Genomic DNA, 19,634 nt, shown 5'->3' with positions numbered 1-19,634 from the left:
CGCGGCCGCGGCGGGTGGGTCAGCCGAGCGGCAGCCACAGCGTGATGTCGTCGCGGAAGTCGCCCTCGCCGACACGGATCGCGGCGGGCTGGCGGCCGATCTCGCGGTAGCCGCAGGCGGCGTAGAAGCGGTCGAGGCCGGTGCCGCCGCGGCAGGTGAGGCGTATGCCGGTGAACGCCGGGTCCACGCGCCGCGCGGCGGACGCGGCGGCGGCCAGCAGTTCGCGGCCGGTGCCGCCGCCCTGGTGGGCCGGGTGGACCATGACCGTCTCCAGGTTCACCCAGTGGAGCTTCAGCGGGTGAGTGTTGCGGCGGAGGAAGGCGGTGGCGACGGGCCGGCCGGCGTCGGTGTGCCCGAGGAGCAGCCGCGTGGTGCCGTCGGCCATGCCGATGAGGTGGCGGCGCAGGGCGGGTTCGACGTCCTGCGCGGTGACGGGCGGGACGAAGCCGACGGCGCCGCCGGCGTTCGTCACGTCCGTCCACAGGTCGGCGAGGTCGCGGCGCAGCGCCGGGGTGACGGCCGGGTCGAGGAGGAACCGCAGCCGGTACCGCCGCGCGGCGCCGGCCGCGGGGGTCGTCTCCGCGGGAGTGGGGCGCACGGCGGTCACACCCGCATGGGCTGCGGCGACTCGCGCCGCGCCGGGTCGGGTCCCTCGTACTCCCTGACGATCTCGTAGCGCGTGTTGCGCTCGACGGGGCGGAACCCGGCGTCGCGGATGAGGTCGAGGAGGTCGTCGCGGGTGAGCTTGTTGGGCGTGCCGTAGTTGTCCGCGTCGTGGGTGATCTTGTACTCGACGACCGAGCCGTCCATGTCGTCGGCGCCGTGCTGGAGGGCGAGCTGCGCGGTCTGCAGGCCGTGCATGACCCAGAAGACCTTGACGTGCGGGACGTTGTCGAAGAGCAGGCGGGACACCGCGAACGTCCGCAGGGCCTCGGCGCCGGTCGCCATGGTCGTGCGGGCCTGGAGGCGGTTGCGGACCTTGCCGTCCTTCATGTCGACGAAGTCGTGCTGGTAGCGCAGCGGGATGAAGACCTGGAAACCGCCGGTCTCGTCCTGGAGCTCCCGCAGCCGCAGGACGTGGTCGACGCGGTGGCGCGGCTCCTCGATGTGGCCGTAGAGCATGGTGCAGGGCGTCTTCAGGCCCTTCTCGTGGGCCAGGCGGTGGATGCGCGACCAGTCCTCCCAGTGGGTGCGGTGGTCGACGATGTGCTGCCGCACCTCCCAGTCGAAGATCTCCGCACCGCCGCCGGTGAGCGATTCGAGCCCGGCGTCGATCAGTTCGTCGAGGATCTCGGACGCCGAGAGACCGGAGATGGTCTCGAAGTGGTGGATCTCGGTCGCGGTGAAGGCCTTCAGGGACACGGTGTCCGGCAGGGCCTCCTTCAGCGCGCGCAGGGACCGCGGGTAGTAGCGCCACGGCAGCGTGGGGTGGAGGCCGTTGACGATGTGCAGCTCGGTGAGGCGGTCGCCCTCCATCGCCTTCGCGAGGCGCACCGCCTCCTCGATGCGCATGGTGTACGCGTCCTTCTCGCCCGGCTTGCGCTGGAACGAGCAGTAGGCGCACGAGGCCGTGCACACATTGGTCATGTTCAGGTGGCGGTTGACGTTGAAGTGGACGACATCGCCGTTCAGCCGCGTCCGCACCTCGTGGGCGAGGCCGCCGAGCCAGGCCAGGTCGTCGGACTCGTACAGCGCGATCCCGTCCTCGCGGGACAGCCGCTCACCCGCGCGGACCTTCTCCTCCAGCTCCCGCTTGAGCCCAGCGTCCATGCGTCGCGTCTCCTTCTCGCCGAGGTCGCTCCGCCGACGAGCCTACGCCCGCTCGGCGCCGGGAAGCTCGCCGACCCGGTTCTCCCACTTCGTGGACAGCACGACGGTCGTCCGGGTGCGCGACACGCCCTTGGTGCCCGACAGGCGGCGGACCGTGCGTTCGAGGCCGTCCACGTCGCCCGCGCGCACCTTGAGCATGAACGAGTCGTCCCCGGCGATGAACCAGCAGTCCTCGATCTCGCCGAACTCCCGCAGCCGGTCCGCCACGTCCTCGTGGTCCACCGAGTCCGTGAGCTGGATGCCGATCAGCGCGGTCACCCCGAGGCCGAGCGACCGCGCATCCACGGTGGCCCGGTAACCGGTGAGGACGCCGGCGGCCTCCAGGCGGTTGATGCGGTCGGTGACGCTCGGCCCGGACAGGCCGACGAGCCGGCCCAGCTCGGCGTACGAGGCGCGGCCGTTCTCCCGGAGGGCCTGGATCAGCTGTCTGTCCACCGCGTCCATCGCGCAGAGCCTTCCTCACTCCCCGGTGCCCCAGGGTTCCAGTCGTCCGGTCGCTTGCACAGAAGAATCTAAGGCATCGGCACGCGGCGGCCTGCGACTGGGAGGCCGGCCACCGTCCCCGGCCCCGGGACGCGGCGCCCGGACGGGGCTCAGGCGCGCCCGCCGCCCAGGGCGCCGCCCCACCTGCGGTACAGCCCGTGCGGCACCCCCACCGCGTCCAGTGCCCGGCCCGCCACGAAGTCCACCAGGTCCTGGATGTGCGCGGCCCCCGCGTAGAACGCCGGTGACGCGGGCAGCACGACCGCGCCGGCCGCGTCCAGGTCGGCGAGCTGCCGCAGCGTCGGCCCGTTCAGCGGGGTCTCGCGCACCGCCACGACGAGCGGGCGCCGTTCCTTCAGCGTCACCGCCGCCGCCCGCTGCAGCAGGTCCTTCGACAGCCCGAGCGACACCCCGGCGACCGCGGCGACGGACGCCGGGACGATCAGCATCCCGCGCGCCGGGTAGGACCCGGACGACGGCCCGGCCGCCAGGTCACCGGCCGGCCAGTACCGCACGTCGGCGAGCCCGTCCTCGGTCACCGGGAACGTCTCCGGCTTGCCGTCGGCACCCCGCGCCAGCCACGCCCTGAGGTCGGCGCGCCAGTGCGCGTCGCGGAACGGGGCGCCCGTCTCGTCCAGCAGGGTCAGCCGGGCCGCCCGGCTCACCACCAGGTCCACCGCCTCCCCGGCGTCGAGCAGCGCCCGCAGCGCGGCGGCCGCGTACGGGGTGCCCGACGCGCCGGACACCCCCACGATCCAGGGGCGGCGCGTCCGGTCGGGGCCGCCCGCGGGCGGCGAGTGCCTGGCGTCCATGCGCCGAGGCTAGCCCGTCACACGATCCACCGGGGTCTTCACCCGACCGTGACGGGCGGCGCACCGGGGGAGGTCCGGCGTCGGCCCGGCGGAGGAGCCGTGGAGACTGAAATAGCACCGGAGTGTGATGTGACCGCGGTGTTCAGTCACTACTGTGTGCCCCGCACAGCGCCCCCACGGACCTGGAGTGCCGCCATCAGTACCCGCCGACCGCACCACCGAACGTCACTCCGCATCCGGCTGACCGCCCTCGGCGGCGCGGCGCTCCTGACGGCCGCGACCGCGGCGTGCCAGGCGGCGGCGGGCGCCGGCACCGACGGCGCGGGGGCGACGCGCGAGGACGTCGCCGACGCGGTCGAGGAGCTGCTGTCCTGGGAGTCCCTGACCATCGGCGCCGGCATCGACGCGACCCCCGGGCAGGTGGCCGACTACCTCGCCCGGTCCGCCGGCGGCGACGGCGCCCCGGCGCAGGACGGTGACGACGCGGCCCGGCTGCTGTCCGCCCTGGAGCTGACCGTGGCCGTCGGCGACCCGGAGCGCGAGCGGAGCATGAACGACACCGGCCCCGGCGATCCCCTCGACGGCGCCGTCACGGTCAACTTCGGCGGACGCGACGTCACCGGCGTCAAGTCCATCGGGGAGAGCACCTACATCCGCGTCGGCGCCGAGGCGCTGGTGGCCGACGTGTACGGCGGCGACGAGGCGGCGGTCGCCCGCGCGCACCGGCTGGAGGAGGACGCGGACCGGCTGCCCGACGCCGTCTCGGCCGCGGCCGGCGCCCTCGCCGGCAACTGGACCGAGGTCGACCCCTACCAGTTCGACGCCTACGCCGAGGCCCTGCAGGACGCGGGGGCCTGGACGCCGGCACGGCCGCGCTCGTCGGCGCCACCCTCACCGACACCGCCGCGCTGCTCGACCCCGGGGCACAGCTCGAACTGGCCGGCGGGATCGCCGACGCCGCGGCGGGCGAGGGACGGCTCACCCACCGGGGCACCGCCGACGGCGCCGAGCAGATCGACCTCACGCTGCCGGCCACCGCCGCCTGGGACGCCCTCGAACCGCTGCTGACCGTCGTGAACGACCAGGCCGAGCGGTTCGGCCTGCCGCGTCTCGTGGACCGGCCGGCCGACGGGGACGGCACCGTCACGGCCCGCCTGGAGATCAGGGGGGGCGTGCTGACCGACGCCACCGTCGACCTCGGTCAGTTCGGCGGCGCCGACGCCGGCACGCTGCCCCTCGACCTGTCCCTCGCGGGCGGCTCCGCGCTGTCGCTGAAGGCCCCCGAGTCGGACGGGCCGCTCGACCCGCGCGAGCTGACCGTCGCCCTGATGTACCTGAGCGCCGAGGCGGCGGAGCGGAACGAGGACCCGGACCGGGCCGACGTGCCGGGTCCCGTCCAGCCCTGACCGGGACGCGGCCGGCCGCCGCGTCCCCCATGTCCGGCACCGACCGGTTTGTCAGTGGCCCGTTCTACGCTGGACGCATGCCGGAACTCCCCGAGGTGGAGGCTCTGCGCGTGTTCCTCGACGGCCGTGCGACCGGCCGGCGGGTGGCCCGCGCCCTGCCCGTCGCCTTCCATGTCCTGAAGACCTACGACCCGCCGCTCACCGCCGCCGAGGGACGCGCCGTCACCGCGGTCGCGCGGCACGGCACGTTCCTCGACCTCGCGCTCGGCCCGGGCCCCGGGTCCGGCGCGGCGTCCGACGGACCGCTGCACCTCGTCGTCCACCTCGCGCGGACCGGCCGGCTGCGCTGGCACGACCGGCTGCCGGCCGCCCCGCCGCGCCCCGGGAAGGGGCCGCTCGCCCTGCGCGTCGCCCTCGACGGCCCGGACGGCCCCGGCTTCGACCTCACCGAGGCCGGCACGCAGAAGCGCCTCGCCGTGCACTGCGTCCGCGACCCGGCCGAGGTCCCCGGCGTGGCGCGCCTCGGCCCCGACCCGCTCGACCCCTCGTTCACCGCCGCGTCGCTCGCGGCCCTGCTGGCCGGGCGGAACCGGCGGATCAAGGGCGTCCTGCGGGACCAGGGCGTCCTCGCCGGCGTGGGCAACGCGTACTCCGACGAGATCCTGCACGCCGCCCGGATGTCCCCGTTCCGGCAGGCGGACCGGCTCACCGGGGAGGAGACCGCCCGGCTCCACGCCGCGCTCACCACCACCCTGCGCGACGCCGTCGACCGCTCCCTCGGCGTCGCCGCCGGCCGGCCGAAGGGCGAGAAGAAGTCCGGTCTGCGCGTCCACGGCCGCACCGGCGAGCCGTGCCCCGAGTGCGGCGGCACGATACGCGAGGTCGCCTACCGCGACTCGTCGCTCCAGTACTGCCCCGCCTGCCAGACGGGCGGCCGGCTCCTCGCGGACCGCCGCATGTCCCGCCTCCTCAAGTGAGACGGGCTCGCGGCGGTGACGGCCGCCGGTCCGTCAGGCGTCGCCGTCCACGGAGACCCCGTAGTGCTGCGCGATGCCGGCCAGCCCGTCCGTGAAGGCCCGGCTGACCGCGGAGAACCACCAGCCGTCCTCCTCGCGGACCAGCTCGCCCAGCGTGACGCCCGTCGCTCCCGTCGGCCCCGAGGGGAAGCCGTAGCACAGCAGTTCGGTGTCGGTCCGGTCGCCGAGCAGCCGGGTGTGCAGCAGGCTGACGCGCGACAGGTCGCCCGTACCGCCCTGCGACTCGTCCACGGACAGGGCGAACACGACGCGCTCCGCCCGCCCCGGCAGCTTCCGCAGCCCGACCGTGAAGACGGCCTCCGGGTCGTCACCGCCCAGCTCGACGCCCACGCCCTCCGGGCCGGGATTGTTGTAGAAGACGAAGTGGTCGTCGGACAGCACGGCGCCCGCCCCGTCCACGACGAACGCGCTGCCGTCCACGTCCACCCCCGCGCCGTCCGGCGTCCGCCAGTCGAGGCAGACGCGGAACGTGTCGACGCCCGGCAGCACTTCGGCCAGCCGCATCCGCTGCCCGGTCGCCAGCGGCAGCCGGCCGCCCTCCGGACGCGGGCAGTTGGCCAGCAGGACCGACCGCGGATCGATCCGCGTCGGCTCGTACGCGACGGGCTCGGCCAGCGCCGGCACGGCGACCGCGCCGTGCGCCGCCGCTCCCCGGGTCAGGTCCCGCAGCCGCTCCGCGACCTTGGCGGCGCTCGCCGGCCGGTCGGCGGGCCGCTTCGCCAGCATGGCGAGGATCAGGTCGTCCCAGCCGGCCGGCAGTTCCGGGCGCAGCGTCGTGGGCGGCGCCGGCAGCTCCTCCATCTGCTGCCGCAGCAACTGGTACAGGGACGGACCGAGGAACGGCGGCCGGCCGGTGGCCAGCGCGTACAGCACGCACCCGGCGGCGTACAGGTCGCTGCGCGCGTCGACCGTGCGGCCCTCGACCTGCTCGGGCGACATGTACGAGGGCGTACCGACCACCACACCGGTGGACGTGAGGCGCGCGTGGTCCGTGGACTCGGCGAGGACGGCCGCGATCCCGAAGTCGAGCACCCGCGCCAGCCCGTCCGGGCCGACCATCACATTGGCCGGTTTCAGGTCGCGGTGGACGACCCCCGAGTCGTGCGCGACGGCCAGGGCGCGGCAGATGTGCTCGCCCCAGCGCGCCACATCGGCGAGCGGCGGCAGCTCCGCCCGGAGGACCTGTTCCAGCGAACGGCCCCGCAGCCGTTCCATCACCAGGTAGAGGAACGGTTCGCCGTCCTCCTCCGAGCGCGACTCGCCGGTGTCGTGCACGGTGACGATGAACGGACTCGACAGCCCCGCCAGGAGCTTCGCCTCCCGCTCGAACCGCTCCTTGGCCCGGGGATCGCGCCCGACCGCGGCGGCACCGACCACCTTCACGGCGACGGGCCGCTCCAGCCGTACGTCGAACGCCTCCCAGACCGTGCCCATGGCACCGGCGCCGAGCCGTTCCCCGATCCGGTAGCGGCCGTCGAGAAGCCGGTCCCGCATACCCACGCACCCCCGATCTCCGCCCGGCGGACGGCCTGTGCATCCGCCACCGGTACCGCTACTTTAAGCGCCTCGACATACCGGCGGAGGGGACCCCGATGAGCTCTGGGGGCGCAAGCGTTCCATGGCAGGACAGACCCGGACCAGCCGTTCCGCCACCGGCGCGCGGGCCGTTCGCCGGGCCGCCGCCCCCGCCCCCGCCGCCGGAGCCAGGCCGGCCGCGCCGCCACCCGTGGGGCCCCGCCGCGCTGCTCGCGGCCCTCGTCCTGACCGCGGCGGCGGTGCTGTTCCTCGTGGTACGGCTCACCGGGTCGTCCGGCGAGGACCGCGCGATGGACGAGCCCCTGCGCTTCGTCGCCGTCACCGGCACGACGGAGGGCGCCTGCGCAGCCCCGGACGACCCGGCCACCATCACCGCGGACGACCCGGCCGAGTGCCTCACCCTCGACCGTGACCGGAGCATGACCGTCGCACGCCTGGAGGACGCCCGCGCCGACTACGCCACCGACAGCGGCAGCGGCTGGGTCGTCGACCTCGTCCTGCTGCCCGAGGACGCGCGGACGTTCGGCGACCTGACCGCCACCATCGCGAACAGCCGCCTCACCGACGACGCCGCGCCGGCACGGCTGGCCATCATCCAGGGCGGCGAGCTCCTCGCCTCCCCCGCCGTGCTGGACCGCATCGACGGCGGCGAGGTCGTCATCAGCGGCTCCTTCACCCGTGACGAGGCCGAGGACCTGGCCGGGGAACTGAGCCCCTGAGCGGCAACCGGCGATTGTCGTACCCCCTGGCTAGGGTGACGACAACCGCCGAACGACCACCCCCGGCCAGGGGGCAGGCCACCGTCAGGGGATGCCATGAGCCAGTCCGCCACGACCCCGCCCGCGGCACCGGGCACCACCGGGCCGCTCACCGACGCCCAGCTCGAACAGCACCGCAGAGAACTCACCGCGCACTGCTACCGCATGCTCGGCTCCGCCTTCGAGGCGGAGGACGCCGTCCAGGAGACCATGGTCCGCGCCTGGCGCGGCCTGGACCGCTTCGAGGGCCGCTCGTCGCTGCGCTCCTGGCTCTACCGCATCGCGACCAACGTCTGCCTCACCATGCTCAGCGGCAGCAGCCGCCGCGCCCGTCCCATGGACCTCTCCTCCCCCACCCCGATCGCCTCGGCCACGCTCGGCCCGCCGCTGCCGGAATCCGTCTGGATCGAGCCCATGCCGGACAGCCTCGTCCTGCCCGCCGCCGATCCGGCCGAGCGGGCCGAGACCCGTGAGTCCGTGCGCCTGGCCCTCATCGCGGCCCTCCAGCACCTCGCGCCGCGCCAGCGCGCCGTCCTGCTGCTGCGGGAGGTCCTGGGCTGGCGGGCGGCCGAGGTCGCCGAACTCCTCGGTACGACCGTCGCCTCCGTCAACAGCGCCCTCCAGCGGGCGCGCGCCACCCTCGCCGGCACCGGCCTGACGGAGACCGGTCAGGACGGCGCGGACGACGGCGGCGCCCTGACCGCGGAGCAGAAGGGCCTGCTCGCCCGCTACCTCGACGCGTTCGAGCGCTACGACCTCGACAGCCTGACGGCGCTGCTCCGCGAGGACGCCACCCTCTCCATGCCGCCGTACGACCTGTGGTTCCGCGGCCCGGAGGACATCCGCGGCTGGATGGCGGGCCCCGGCATCGCGTGCGCCGGGTCGCGCCTCATACCCACCCGCGCGAACGGCCTCCCCGCCTTCGGCCACTACCGCGCCGATCCGGCGGGCGGGCACACCGCGTGGGCGCTGCAGGTGATCGAGGTGTCCGGCGACCGCATCACCGGCATCAACAGCTTCCTCGACACCGCGCGGCTCTTCCCGCTCTTCGACCTGCCCCACCACCTCCCGCCGGGGCGGACCGACGGGGCGGGGGCCGAGTGAGGCGGCGCCACGCGGGTCAGGCGGCGTCGAGCACGTCGCCGAGTCCCAGCACCACGAGGAGGTCCCGCAGGTCACCCGCCACATGACGGAACGTGAGCCGGCAGCCGAGCCGGCCGGCCGTCAGCCGCATCCTGGCCACCGCCTCCACGGCGGCGGGCGAGGGCGCCGCCGTCAGCGCCGCCAGATCCACCGTCACCGCGTCCGCGCCCACCCGGCGCACGGCCGCGGCCAGCCGTCCGCACAACCCCGGCACGTCCCCCCGCACCAGGGGACCCCGCACCACGAACTCCACAGCTCTCACCGGCGGCCTCCTCATCTGCCGGGAAGACCCGCCGCCCACCGCGGACTCATCGCCCCGCGTGCGGGAGGCTCCCGTCAGGGGCCTGCGTCAGCCGGAGCGGCCGGTGATCCGGTGCCCCCGGGGCGCGGTGACCGTCCCGACGAGCACACTCCCGGGACCCGGACGCATGGCGAGCCGGACGGTGCCGCCGGGGCCGAGCCCACCGGCCGGCACGCCCCGGTTCACACCAGCGGCTTGATCCACCGCTCCCACTCCTCCTGCGGCCGGTAGCCCCGGGCCGACCAGGCGTGGTGCGCGAGGGCGTTGTCGCGCAGCACCATCGCGTCGGCCCGCCGCCCGCCCAGCTCCGCGAACCGGCGCTCCGCAGCGTCCAGGAGCGCCGTGGCCACACCGCGCCTGCGCCACGCGGGGGCGACGGCGAGCCGGTACAGATGGCACCGCCACCCGTCGAAACCGGCGATCACCGTGCCCACGACGCTCTCCTCCGCCGTCCCGGCGAGCAGCAGCGCGCCGGCGTCGCGCTCCACGAGCCGGCCGACGCCGGCCGGATCGTCGCTGATGCTCACGCCCTCGGCCGCGTGCCGCCAGAACGCCAGGACCGCCTCGATGTCCGCCGGGACGGCCGCCCGGACCCGTACCGCACTCCCGTCCGCCTCATGCTTCCCGTTCGTCACCCGGCCATCCGAACACGCTGCCCGGCCCGTCGCCACCCGATTCCACGCCGGCGGGCACCGGCTCCTCCCCGTCACCGGCCAGCGTGAACCAGACCACCTTCCCGCGCCCGGGCAGGTGCCGGCACACACCCCAGTCGCTGGCGAACAGCGCCATCAGCAGCAGCCCGCGTCCGTGCTCCGCCTCGTCGTCAGGCTGGGGCCGCACCGCCGGCGGCCCGCCCGGCGCGCCGTCCCGCACCAGGACCCGGACGCCGCCGGCGGGCGACCACTCCGCGTAGAGGGCCACCGGGTCGGCCGAGTGGCCGTCCCGCGACGCCGTGACCGCGTTGGTGACCACCTCGGACGTCAGCAGCGCGGCCGTCTCGACCAGTTCGGACCCCGGCCGCACCACCGGCGCCAGCGCCGTGCGCACCGCGTCCCTGGCGCCCCGCACCCACCGCGGCTCGGGCGGGAAGGTGAGCGAGAAATCGGCCCCCTGCCGCACCGCCGCGAACTCCGGCACAGCGATCGAACACATGCTGACCTGACCTTCCCATGACACCTGACCGGCCAGACCGGACTGTTTCGGACACCCGGTGCCCGACCACGCCCCGCGCTCGCGGACACCGACAGATACCTGTGCAGCGCACCGCGATCTAACCGTGTCGAGGAGTGATAAATCCCTCCCGCCCCACCGGCATGAACCGCACCACCCGGCACCCCGTCCACCGTCCCGTCACGGCCCACTCCGGCCAACTCCCCCCGCGCGGAGGCAGAACGTCGGTGAAGAGCGCTAACGTCGGGTGAGGAGGTAATAGACTCGCCGCTGTTGAGAGGGCGCGATTATGAGCTATGGCGACGACTACGACGACACGCGCGCCCGAGGCGTCCCCGCGCAGACCCGTACGCGCCTTCCCGACCAGCCGGATCCGGGCCCGCGCCGTTCCGGCCCCTCGACCGGCCGCAGCATCGGCGCGATCGTGTGCGTCGTCGTCCTCCTGCTCGCGGCCATCGTCTTCGCCAACCAGAACCGCCAGGACGACGGCGGGGAAGCGTCGGACGACGGCGGCTCGTCCGCCACGGCGGACGGCGGTGAGGACCGCGCCGAGTCGACGGCCCCTTCCGGACAGCAGCCCGTGGACGGCTCGTTCAACGGCATCCCCACCGGCTACGCGCAGGACGCCCAGGGCGCCCAGAGCGCGGCGGCCAACTACGCCGTCGCCCTCGGCGGCACGGAGATGTTCGACCCGGACCGCCGCCGCACCATCGTGGAGACCATCAGTTCCGCCACCACGCGCGACGAACTCATGGCCGGCCTCGACTCCGACTACAGCCAGGATCTCAACGAGCGCATCGGGCTGAACGCGGACGGCACCGCCCCCGCCGGCATCACCTTCGTCAACCGCACCCTCCCCGTCGGCTCCACCACCACCGCGACCACCGACACCACCGCCTCCGTGTCGGTCTGGTGCATGGGCCTCTTCGGACTCGCCGGAACGGATTCGCAAACGCCCGTCCGCACCAGTTGGTTCACGCTCCACTTCGAACTCGTCTGGGAAGACGGAGACTGGAAGGTGCTGAGCACCGAGCAGACCGAGGGACCGGCCCCGGTCAACGGCGACGACGTCGTGTCCGGGGCGGAGGAGATCGCCGAAGCGGTCGAGACGTACGGAGGGTTCACCTATGCGCGCTAGCACACGCCTCCGCGTGCTCCTGCCGCTGCGCCGCGCCGCCGCCCTGGCCCCCGCGGCCGCCGGCGGCCTCATCGGCATGTCCGCCCTCGTCCTCGCGACCGCGTCCACCGCGCGCGCCGACGAGACCGACGAACCGGACCCGGACGACCCGAGCGGCGACACCACGGCGCCGACGGACACGGTGACTCCCGACTGCTCCCTCATCCCCGGCGGAGCACAGGACTTCTGCGACGACGACCCCGCCAACGGCGGCGGTTCCGGACTGGACAGCCCGCTCGACGACTCGCTCGACCCCCTGTCCTCCCTCGCCCGCGGCTGCGCCGACGCCGCCGCCTGGATCGTCAACGAGCTGTCGGAGCTGGTCGACTCCACCACCAACGTCGACTTCACGAACACCTCGTTCCTCCGCCAGTACGCCGTCGTCTTCGCCGCCTCCACCGTCCTCACGCTGATCCTCTGGCTCCTCGCCGTCGTGAAGCGAGCGATCCGCGGTGTCCCCCTCACCACCTCGTTCTCCGAGGCCATCGGCTACCTCTGGCTGACCGTCATGGCCTCCGCGTTCACCCCGCTGATCCTCTACTCCGTCGTCTCCGCGACGGACGGCATGACCGAGGGCATCGTCGCCGGCACGGGGGACAACTCGGACGCGTTCTTCGGCGACTTCGCCGACGCCCTCCAGGCCGGCGAGGACATCGGCGGCGGCCCGATCATGCTGATCGTCGTCTCCCTGATCTCGATCCTCGCCGCCGGCGTCCTCGCCCTCGAACTCGTCATCCGCGCCGCCATGCTGTACGTCGGCGCGCTCCTCGGCACCGCCGTCTACGCCGGTCTCGTCGACAAGAACCTCTGGGGCCACGTCCGCCGATGGGCCGGCATCATGATCGCCGTCATCCTCATCAAACCGGTCATCGTGATCGTCCTCGGCCTCGCCGCCGCACTCACCACCGGCGAGGACGACGGCCCCACCGCCGTCTCCTCGATCGTCTCCGGCCTCGCCATCATCCTGCTGGCCATCTTCGCCTCCGCGATGATCTACCGATTCGTCCCGGGCTTCGGCGACGAGATCGTGAGCCAGCGCGCCATGCGCCAGGACACCTCGAGCCGTGCCGCCGGCGCCGCGCTCTCCACACCCGCCACCATGCTCCGCCAGGGCATGTCCACCCACGGCACCCGCGACGGCGCGGCCGGCGGCGCGGCGGCCGCGTCCGGCGCCGGCGGCGGCGCGAGCCGCCCCGCGAACCCGCTGGCCGGCGGCGTCGCCGCCCACGGCAGCCGTACGGGCCAGAGCACCCCACCGTCCGGCGGCAGCGGCGGACCGGGGCCTGCAGCGGGCACGGGAAACCGAGGAGGTAGTGGATGACCGCCCCACCGCACACCCTCACCAGGCGCCGCACCTACCTCATCGGCCGGGCGCGCCCCCAGTCCATCGTCGGCCGCAACCGCGAGACCGGCGAGATCGCGCTCATCGTCGCCGGCGCGTTCCTCGGCATGGTGAGCGGCCTCGTCATCCCGGTGCTCCCCGTCCGCATCGCGGGCCTGGCCGGCTTCCCGATCCTGGCCCTGGCCGCCGTCTACATGCCCTACCGGGGCCGCACGTTCTACAGGTGGTTCGAGATCAACCGCTATTTCCGCCGCACGCAGCGCAAGGGTGCGACCTACCGCTCCGCCGCCCCCGAGGCCGGTGTCCGGCTGGACGGGGCGGAGGTCGAGATCGGCACACCGCCCGGCGTCGGCCCCATCCAGTGGCTGGCCGCCGCGTTCGGCCCGGACGAGCTGGCCGTCCTCCTCCACACCGAACGCCGCACCATCACCGCCGCCATCGAGATCGAGGGCCCCGGCGTCGGCCTGCGCGACAGCGAGGACCAGGAGGCGCTGGTCGAACGTTTCGGCACCCTCCTGAAGCACGTCGCCAACGGCGACGGCCACGTCTCCCGCCTCCAGATGCTGGCCCGCACCCTCCCCGCCGACCCCGACGCCCACGCCAACGACGTCCGGGAGCGCGGCGACGCCACCGCCCCCCACTGGATCCAGGACTCGTACGAGCAGCTCCAGTCGATGGTGTCCACGTCGAGCGAGCAGCACCGCGCCTACCTCGTCGCCTGCATGCACCACTCCCGCGAGCTGGCGAACGAGGCGCACAGCATCGCCAGGGCGGCCCGCTCCGGCCGGGGCAGGGGCCGCGGCCGCGGCATGTCGCAGGACGAGGCGCTCGCCGTCATCATGGCCCGCGAGCTGACCGACATCTGCGCCCGGCTCGCCGAGGCCGACATCCGCGTGCGGCAGCCGCTGGGCGAGGCGCGGCTCGCGTCCCTCGTCCACTCCATGTACGACCCGGACCACCCGATCGACCACATCCAGGCCATGTCCCGGCGCAACGCCTGGCCCGCCGAGCTCGACGCCCGCGAGCCGACGTTCCTCCAGGCGAAGACCCGCGAGTCGGAGACCCGCGAGCCGTGGTGCCACGCGACGGCCTGGGTCAAGGAGTGGCCGATGACCCCGGTCGGCGTGAATTTCCTCGCGCCGCTCCTCGTCCACACCCCCGACGTGATCCGCACGGTCGCCGTCTGCATGGACCTGGAGCCCACCGAGATCGCCATCGAGCGGATGCTCACCGAGAAGACGAACGACGCCGCCGAGGCGTCGCGCGCCGCCAAGATGAACCGCACCGTCGACCCCCGCGACATCGCCGCCCACGGCCGCATCGACCAGCGGGGCGACGACCTCGCCTCCGGCGCGGCGGGCGTCAACCTCGTCGGCTACCTCACCGTCTCCTCGCCCGACCCGGAGGCCCTCGCCCGCGACAAGCGCACGATCCGCGCCTCCGCCGGCAAGTCGTACCTGAAGCTGGAGTGGTGCGACCGCGAGCACCACCGCGCGTTCGTCAACACCCTGCCGTTCGCGACGGGGATCAGACGATGACCACGCCCGGCGCCCGCCGCCCGGGGACGCAGAAGGAGGTACGGACATGCCCGCGCGCGATCCGCTGAGCCTCATCACGGAGGCGTTCACCGGCCTGCTCTTCGGCCGCACCGAGACCACCCGGCTCCCCGTCCGTACCTCCACCGGCCAGGCCCAGGCCGTCTACCTCCCGACCGCGGCCCCCGGCCTCGGCGACTCGGGCGTCATCATCGGCCGCGAGGTGTACAGCGGCAAGGGCTACATCTACGACCCGTTCCAGCTCTACGGCCAGCAGCTCCCCGCCCCGCACTGGCTGGTCCTCGGCGAGTCGGGCAACGGCAAGTCCGCCCTGGAGAAGACGTACGTCCTGCGCCAGCTCAGGTTCCGCGACCGCCAGGTCGTCGTCCTGGACGCCCAGGGCGAGGACGGCGTCGGCGAATGGAACCTGATCGCCCAGGAACTCGGCATCACACCGATCCGCCTCGATCCGATGGCCACCCTCGACGGCAACGTCCGCCTCAATCCGCTCGACCCCGCCATCACCACCACGGGCCAGCTCGCGCTGCTGCGGACCATCATCGAGGTGGCCCTCGGCCGTTTGCTGGACGAGCGTTCCGGCTTCGCCCTGAAGGTCGCCCACGCCTACGTCAACCAGACGACGACCGACCGGCAGCCGATCCTCACGGACATCGTGGAGCGCCTCCGGCATCCGCTGCCCGAGGCCGCCGACGCCATGAACGTCGATCTGGAGGACGTCCGCGCCTGGGGCCTGGACGTGGCGCTGGTCCTCGACCGCCTGGTCGACGGCGACCTGCGCGGCATGTTCGACGGCCCGACGACCGTCGGCATCGACCTGGACGCGCCGCTCATCGTCTTCGACCTGTCCCACATCGACCGCAACTCCATCGCCATGCCGATCCTCATGGCGATCGTCGGTGTCTGGCTGGAGCACACCTGGATCAGGCCGGACCGCAGGAAGCGCATCTTCCTGGTGGAGGAGGCCTGGCACATCATCAACTCGCCCTCGGTGGCGCAGTTGTTCCAGCGGCTGCTGAAGTTCGGCCGCCGTCTGGGTCTGTCGTTCGTCGCCGTCGTCCACCACCTGTCGGACGTCATCGACGGCGCGGCGGCGAAGGAGGCCGCCGCAATCCTCAAGATGGCGTCGACCCGCACGATCTACGCCCAGAAGTCCGACGAGGCCCGCGCCACCGGGCAGGTCCTCGGCCTGCCGCGCTGGGCCGTGGAGATCATCCCGACCCTCACGCCCGGCATGGCCGTCTGGGACGTCAACGGCAACGTGCAGGTCGTCAAGCACCTCGTCACCGAGGCCGAACGGCCCCTCGTCTTCACCGACCGCGCCATGACCGAGTCGTCGGCCCCCCGCGCGGAGGACCCGTTCGACCAGGACGCCGACGACCCGTTCGAGGCCGAGACGGAGGCGCGCGTCATGTCGTTCGAGAAGCACCAGGGCGTCGGCTAGCCGGGGAGAGCAGTGACCGAAGCACCGCGCGCCGCACGCGGCGGCGTCCCGGACGCCCTCCTCATCGGCGGGCTCGCCCTGATGCTGGCGCTGACCGCGCTCATCTGGACCGCGACGGGCCTCGCCGGCCTCGTCACGGGCGGGGCGTGGCCGTCCGGCGTGACGTTCTTCTCCACGGCGGGCGCCGTCCGTTCGTTCCTCACCGCGCCGGGGGACGTCCCCGCGGCCTGGCCGGAAGCCGCGCCCGAGGACCTGCCCGGCGCTGCCGCCGTCTGGGGTGCCTTCCTGGTGCAGGTCATCCTCGTGTTCTGCACGGCTCTTGCCCTGTACGTACGGATCGCCCGCTGGCGTGCCCGCCGCGGCGCGCCCCGTCCACAGCCTGTGGACCGGTCACGACCTGCCGACCGTGCACAGCCCGTGGAGCAGTCGTGGGAAGCGGAACAGGTCCCCGCCGCGGTGCCGGAGCCTGAGCCCCTCGCCGCGCCGGCGGTGCCTGTGCCCGTCCCGGTGCCCGCCCGCGAGGACCACGCGACCGCCGTCCTCACGGCACCCCCGGGGCTCGTCGTCGTCGACCCGGACGGCTCCCTGTGGACGCGGACGGGGCGCCGCCGCACGAAATCCGGTCCCGTGCACGTCTACGACCCGGGGCACGCCACCGACTCGACGGTGCGGCTGCGCTGGTCCCCGCTGCGCGGCTGCGAGGACATGCCGGTGGCCCGCCGCCGGGCCACGGCACTGCTCGACCCCGTGCGCCCGGTGGAGCCCGTCTTCACCCTGGACGCCTCCACCGCGGAGACGCTCCTCCGGTGCTATCTCCACGCGGCGGCACTCGCCGGGCAGCCGCTGCAGCAGGTCCACCGCTGGGCGCTCGGCCGCTCGGCCGGCGAGCCCGCGAAGATCCTGCGGACACATCCCCGGGCGGCGGGTGGCGCCGTCATGGAGCTGGAGAGCGCACTGACCGGCCACCCGGTCCGCAGGGACGCCGCGCTGGACCTCGTCGCACGTGCCCTGACCGGCCTGGAGCAGGTGCACATCCGCCAGGCGTGCAGCCCGGGACGCGTCGATGTCCTCGCGCTGGACAACCTGGCGGGCGAGGGCGGCACCCTCTACATCGCGGGTGCCCATCGCGAGACGGCGCCGCTGCGGCACGCGCTGGTGGCCGAGCTGTCCGTCGCCTGGCCTGGCCTGACGGTCATCGGCGGGCCGGTCTGAGCGCCAGCTCGTACGTGCGGTAGCCCGGCGCGCCGGGTTCGCGCTGCACCTCGCTGATGGCGGTGAACCCGAGGGAACGGTAGAACCGGGCCGCCCTCGTGTTGTCCTCGTGGACGCGCAGCCGGATCTCCCGGCCGGCCGCCCCCTCGACGACGGTCTCCATCAGCGAGTGGGCGAGGCCGGTTCCCCGGTGGGCGGGCAGCACGTAGACGCCGACGACGGTGACACGCCCGTAGCGGCGGTAATGCCCCAGCATTCCGCCCCATTCACCGGCTTCGGTCTCGCCGATGAGCGTCACCGTCTCGTCGTCGGCGGCGCGCCGCTCCCATTCGCTCCTGGGGAGCCGGATCGCTTCCTCGTACGCCTCGTAGAACGCCAGCGGCGCCACGGGGTCGCGGAGAGCCGCGAGCCGAAGCGCGCGGAACTCCCACCAGTCCTCCCGCGCTGTGCGCCGCACCGTGTAGGTCATGCGGCCGATCGTCGCACCCGGGACTCCACCACGCAAACAAAGCAGGGTCCGTTGACGAATCAACGGACCCTGCTTTTTCAATAATTGTCCGGCGGTGACCTACTCTCCCACACGGTCCCCCATGCAGTACCATCGGCGCTGGAGAGCTTAGCTTCCGGGTTCGGAATGTAACCGGGCGTTTCCTCTCCGCCATGACCACCGGAACACCTATGGGTGCACCAGCCAGGCCGGCTTCGAACTTCACAGTGGACGCGAGCATCTATGGACAAGCCCTCGGCCTATTAGTACCGGTCAACTCCACCCCTCACAGGGCTTCCATCTCCGGCCTATCAACCCGCTCGTCAAACGGGGGCCTTACCCCATCAAAGTGGGTGGGAGTCCTCATCTCGAAGCAGGCTTCCCGCTTAGATGCTTTCAGCGGTTATCCCTCCCGAACGTAGCCAACCAGCCATGCCCTTGGCAGGACAACTGGCACACCAGAGGTTCGTCCGTCCCGGTCCTCTCGTACTAGGGACAGCCCTTCTCAAGACTCCAACGCGCACAGCGGATAGGGACCGAACTGTCTCACGACGTTCTAAACCCAGCTCGCGTACCGCTTTAATGGGCGAACAGCCCAACCCTTGGGACCAACTCCAGCCCCAGGATGCGACGAGCCGACATCGAGGTGCCAAACCATCCCGTCGATACGGACTCTTGGGGAAGATCAGCCTGTTATCCCCGGGGTACCTTTTATCCGATGAGCGACGGCGCTCCCACAAGCCACCGCCGGATCACTAGTCCCTGCTTTCGCACCTGCTCGACCCGCCAGTCTCACAGTCAAGCTCCCTTGTGCACTTACACTCACCACCTGATAACCAACCAGGCTGAGGGAACCTTTGGGCGCCTCCGTTACTCTTTAGGAGGCAACCGCCCCAGTTAAACTACCCACCAGACACTGTCCCCGATCCGGATCACGGACCCAGGTTAGACATCCAGCACGACCAGAGTGGTATTTCAACAACGACTCCACCCAAGCTGGCGCTCAAGCTTCACAGTCTCCCACCTATCCTACACAAGCCGAACCGAACACCAATATCAAGCTATAGTAAAGGTCCCGGGGTCTTTCCGTCCTGCTGCGCGAAACGAGCATCTTTACTCGTAATGCAATTTCACCGGGCCTATGGTTGAGACAGTCGAGAAGTCGTTACGCCATTCGTGCAGGTCGGAACTTACCCGACAAGGAATTTCGCTACCTTAGGATGGTTATAGTTACCACCGCCGTTTACTGGCGCTTAAGTTCCCAGCCTCGCCCCCGAAAGAGCTAACCGGTCCCCTTAACGTTCCAGCACCGGGCAGGCGTCAGTCCGTATACATCGCCTTACAGCTTCGCACGGACCTGTGTTTTTAGTAAACAGTCGCTTCTCGCTGGTCTCTGCGGCCACCCCCAGCTCCAACCGAAAAGGTCTTCACCAGAAGCGGCCCCCCTTCTCCCGAAGTTACGGGGGCAATTTGCCGAGTTCCTTAACCATAGTTCACCCGAACGCCTCGGTATACTCTACCTGACCACCTGAGTCGGTTTCGGGTACGGGCCACCATGAAACATCGCTAGAGGCTTTTCTCGACAGCATAGGATCATCCACTTCACCACAATCGGCTCCGCATCAGGCCTCACCCTCAATGTCGCACGGATTTACCTGCACGACGGGCCACACCCTTACCCCGGGACAACCACCGCCCGGGATGGACTACCTTCCTGCGTCACCCCATCACTCACCTACTACCCCCTCGGACCACCGGCTCCACCACCACACCACCCGAAGGCAACATGGGGCTTCACGGGCTTAGCATCAGGAGATTCAGCGCTGGCGCTTCACAGCGGGTACCGGAATATCAACCGGTTATCCATCGACTACGCCTGTCGGCCTCGCCTTAGGCCCCGACTTACCCTGGGCAGATCAACTTGACCCAGGAACCCTTAGTCA

At 72.4% G+C, this 19,634-nt stretch carries 20 protein-coding genes and 2 rRNA genes (1 of these 22 running past the window's edge); 10 read left to right on the top strand and 12 right to left on the bottom strand.

All coding sequences use genetic code 11. The annotated features are described in order from the left end of the window. Positions 1–19: 19 nt before the first annotated feature. From EMA09_RS16215 to EMA09_RS16200, 4 genes are all read right to left on the bottom strand, one after another. Positions 20–541, bottom strand: coding sequence for a GNAT family N-acetyltransferase (locus EMA09_RS16215; RefSeq protein WP_129844077.1), 522 nt, complete (start codon positions 539–541; stop codon positions 20–22). A 62-nt stretch (positions 542–603) separates the two neighbouring features. Beyond that, positions 604–1,770, bottom strand: a complete 1,167-nt coding sequence (gene mqnE / locus EMA09_RS16210; protein ID WP_129841733.1) for an aminofutalosine synthase MqnE — start codon at positions 1,768–1,770, stop codon at positions 604–606. Positions 1,771–1,812: 42 nt separating this feature from the next. Next, a complete protein-coding gene (locus tag EMA09_RS16205) occupies positions 1,813–2,274 on the bottom strand; it encodes an Lrp/AsnC family transcriptional regulator (RefSeq protein WP_129841732.1) in 462 nt (153 codons plus the stop codon). A 149-nt stretch (positions 2,275–2,423) separates the two neighbouring features. Next, a complete protein-coding gene (locus tag EMA09_RS16200; RefSeq protein WP_129841731.1) occupies positions 2,424–3,125 on the bottom strand; it encodes a UbiX family flavin prenyltransferase in 702 nt (233 codons plus the stop codon). A gap of 156 nt (positions 3,126–3,281) precedes the next feature. On the opposite strand from EMA09_RS16200, the gene EMA09_RS16195 reads away from it, so the two are divergent. The 3 genes from EMA09_RS16195 to EMA09_RS16185 all read left to right on the top strand — a co-directional run bounded on the left by EMA09_RS16195 (position 3,282) and on the right by EMA09_RS16185 (position 5,508). Further along, positions 3,282–4,193, top strand: a complete 912-nt coding sequence (locus EMA09_RS16195; protein ID WP_129841730.1) for a hypothetical protein — start codon at positions 3,282–3,284, stop codon at positions 4,191–4,193. A 5-nt stretch (positions 4,194–4,198) separates the two neighbouring features. Then, complete coding sequence (locus EMA09_RS16190) at positions 4,199–4,531, top strand: hypothetical protein (protein ID WP_129841729.1); 333 nt, start codon at positions 4,199–4,201, stop codon at positions 4,529–4,531. A 77-nt stretch (positions 4,532–4,608) separates the two neighbouring features. Beyond that, positions 4,609–5,508 (top strand): DNA-formamidopyrimidine glycosylase family protein, encoded by a 900-nt coding sequence (locus tag EMA09_RS16185; RefSeq protein ID WP_129841728.1) that lies wholly within the window; start codon positions 4,609–4,611, stop codon positions 5,506–5,508. Positions 5,509–5,541: 33 nt separating this feature from the next. Here the strand turns inward: EMA09_RS16185 and EMA09_RS16180 are convergent, their stop codons facing one another. Then, on the bottom strand, positions 5,542–7,062 hold the full coding sequence (locus EMA09_RS16180; RefSeq protein ID WP_129841727.1) for a TerD family protein: 1,521 nt from the start codon (positions 7,060–7,062) through the stop codon (positions 5,542–5,544). A 98-nt stretch (positions 7,063–7,160) separates the two neighbouring features. Here EMA09_RS16180 and EMA09_RS16175 point away from each other — a divergent pair, with 98 nt between their 5' ends. Both EMA09_RS16175 and EMA09_RS16170 read left to right on the top strand, forming a co-directional pair. Then, positions 7,161–7,823, top strand: coding sequence for a hypothetical protein (locus EMA09_RS16175; RefSeq protein ID WP_129841726.1), 663 nt, complete (start codon positions 7,161–7,163; stop codon positions 7,821–7,823). Between the two features lie 96 nt (positions 7,824–7,919). Continuing rightward, positions 7,920–8,966, top strand: a complete 1,047-nt coding sequence (locus tag EMA09_RS16170; protein WP_129841725.1) for a sigma-70 family RNA polymerase sigma factor — start codon at positions 7,920–7,922, stop codon at positions 8,964–8,966. Positions 8,967–8,982: 16 nt separating this feature from the next. Here EMA09_RS16170 and EMA09_RS16165 read toward each other — a convergent pair whose 3' ends face one another. The 4 genes from EMA09_RS16165 to EMA09_RS16155 form a co-directional block, all read right to left on the bottom strand. After that, complete coding sequence (locus EMA09_RS16165; protein ID WP_168220738.1) at positions 8,983–9,267, bottom strand: STAS domain-containing protein; 285 nt, start codon at positions 9,265–9,267, stop codon at positions 8,983–8,985. An 87-nt stretch (positions 9,268–9,354) separates the two neighbouring features. Further along, a complete protein-coding gene (locus EMA09_RS28400) occupies positions 9,355–9,510 on the bottom strand; it encodes a hypothetical protein (RefSeq protein ID WP_168220737.1) in 156 nt (51 codons plus the stop codon). Next, positions 9,489–9,941 (bottom strand): GNAT family N-acetyltransferase, encoded by a 453-nt coding sequence (locus tag EMA09_RS16160; RefSeq protein WP_129841723.1) that lies wholly within the window; start codon positions 9,939–9,941, stop codon positions 9,489–9,491. Before EMA09_RS16160 ends, EMA09_RS28400 begins: the two co-directional genes overlap by 22 nt. Further along, positions 9,922–10,458 (bottom strand): ATP-binding protein, encoded by a 537-nt coding sequence (locus tag EMA09_RS16155; RefSeq protein ID WP_129841722.1) that lies wholly within the window; start codon positions 10,456–10,458, stop codon positions 9,922–9,924. The genes EMA09_RS16160 and EMA09_RS16155 overlap by 20 nt, the downstream gene beginning before the upstream one ends. A 307-nt stretch (positions 10,459–10,765) precedes the next feature. Here EMA09_RS16155 and EMA09_RS16150 point away from each other — a divergent pair, with 307 nt between their 5' ends. The 5 genes from EMA09_RS16150 to EMA09_RS16130 are packed head-to-tail and all read left to right on the top strand — an operon-like array spanning position 10,766 to position 17,204. After that, a complete protein-coding gene (locus tag EMA09_RS16150) occupies positions 10,766–11,614 on the top strand; it encodes a hypothetical protein (protein WP_129841721.1) in 849 nt (282 codons plus the stop codon). Continuing rightward, positions 11,604–12,974 carry a hypothetical protein gene (locus EMA09_RS16145; RefSeq protein ID WP_240796427.1) on the top strand — a complete coding sequence of 457 codons (1,371 nt, stop codon included), beginning with the start codon at positions 11,604–11,606 and terminating at the stop codon, positions 12,972–12,974. Before EMA09_RS16150 ends, EMA09_RS16145 begins: the two co-directional genes overlap by 11 nt. Continuing rightward, positions 12,971–14,533 carry an SCO6880 family protein gene (locus EMA09_RS16140; protein WP_129841720.1) on the top strand — a complete coding sequence of 521 codons (1,563 nt, stop codon included), beginning with the start codon at positions 12,971–12,973 and terminating at the stop codon, positions 14,531–14,533. The genes EMA09_RS16145 and EMA09_RS16140 overlap by 4 nt, the downstream gene beginning before the upstream one ends. A gap of 46 nt (positions 14,534–14,579) precedes the next feature. Further along, positions 14,580–15,992, top strand: coding sequence for an ATP-binding protein (locus EMA09_RS16135; protein WP_129841719.1), 1,413 nt, complete (start codon positions 14,580–14,582; stop codon positions 15,990–15,992). 12 nt (positions 15,993–16,004) lie between these two features. Beyond that, complete coding sequence (locus tag EMA09_RS16130; RefSeq protein WP_129841718.1) at positions 16,005–17,204, top strand: type VI secretion protein; 1,200 nt, start codon at positions 16,005–16,007, stop codon at positions 17,202–17,204. Here the strand turns inward: EMA09_RS16130 and EMA09_RS16125 are convergent. The 3 genes from EMA09_RS16125 to EMA09_RS16115 all read right to left on the bottom strand — a co-directional run. Further along, positions 17,185–17,673 carry a GNAT family N-acetyltransferase gene (locus EMA09_RS16125; RefSeq protein ID WP_129841717.1) on the bottom strand — a complete coding sequence of 163 codons (489 nt, stop codon included), beginning with the start codon at positions 17,671–17,673 and terminating at the stop codon, positions 17,185–17,187. The genes EMA09_RS16130 and EMA09_RS16125 overlap by 20 nt on opposite strands. Before the next feature lie 86 nt (positions 17,674–17,759). After that, positions 17,760–17,876 (bottom strand): 5S ribosomal RNA (rrf, locus tag EMA09_RS16120). 58 nt (positions 17,877–17,934) lie between these two features. After that, a 23S ribosomal RNA gene (locus EMA09_RS16115) occupies positions 17,935–19,634 on the bottom strand (it continues 1,398 nt past the right edge of the window).

Origin of the sequence: Streptomyces sp. RFCAC02, from assembly GCF_004193175.1 — a bacterium.
Lineage (GTDB): Bacteria > Actinomycetota > Actinomycetes > Streptomycetales > Streptomycetaceae > Streptomyces.
This window is presented reverse-complemented; position numbering and strand designations above follow the sequence as displayed.

Coding starts and splice junctions, on each gene's coding strand:
- mqnE (WP_129841733.1), bottom strand. CDS start 1,770: ATGGACGCTGGGCTCAAGCGGGAGCTGGAGGAGAAGGTCCGCGCGGGT.
- EMA09_RS16205 (WP_129841732.1), bottom strand. CDS start 2,274: ATGGACGCGGTGGACAGACAGCTGATCCAGGCCCTCCGGGAGAACGGC.
- EMA09_RS16200 (WP_129841731.1), bottom strand. CDS start 3,125: ATGGACGCCAGGCACTCGCCGCCCGCGGGCGGCCCCGACCGGACGCGC.
- EMA09_RS16185 (WP_129841728.1), top strand. CDS start 4,609: ATGCCGGAACTCCCCGAGGTGGAGGCTCTGCGCGTGTTCCTCGACGGC.
- EMA09_RS16180 (WP_129841727.1), bottom strand. CDS start 7,062: ATGCGGGACCGGCTTCTCGACGGCCGCTACCGGATCGGGGAACGGCTC.
- EMA09_RS16175 (WP_129841726.1), top strand. CDS start 7,161: ATGAGCTCTGGGGGCGCAAGCGTTCCATGGCAGGACAGACCCGGACCA.
- EMA09_RS16170 (WP_129841725.1), top strand. CDS start 7,920: ATGAGCCAGTCCGCCACGACCCCGCCCGCGGCACCGGGCACCACCGGG.
- EMA09_RS16155 (WP_129841722.1), bottom strand. CDS start 10,458: ATGTGTTCGATCGCTGTGCCGGAGTTCGCGGCGGTGCGGCAGGGGGCC.
- EMA09_RS16150 (WP_129841721.1), top strand. CDS start 10,766: ATGAGCTATGGCGACGACTACGACGACACGCGCGCCCGAGGCGTCCCC.
- EMA09_RS16145 (WP_240796427.1), top strand. CDS start 11,604: ATGCGCGCTAGCACACGCCTCCGCGTGCTCCTGCCGCTGCGCCGCGCC.
- EMA09_RS16140 (WP_129841720.1), top strand. CDS start 12,971: ATGACCGCCCCACCGCACACCCTCACCAGGCGCCGCACCTACCTCATC.
- EMA09_RS16135 (WP_129841719.1), top strand. CDS start 14,580: ATGCCCGCGCGCGATCCGCTGAGCCTCATCACGGAGGCGTTCACCGGC.
- EMA09_RS16125 (WP_129841717.1), bottom strand. CDS start 17,673: ATGACCTACACGGTGCGGCGCACAGCGCGGGAGGACTGGTGGGAGTTC.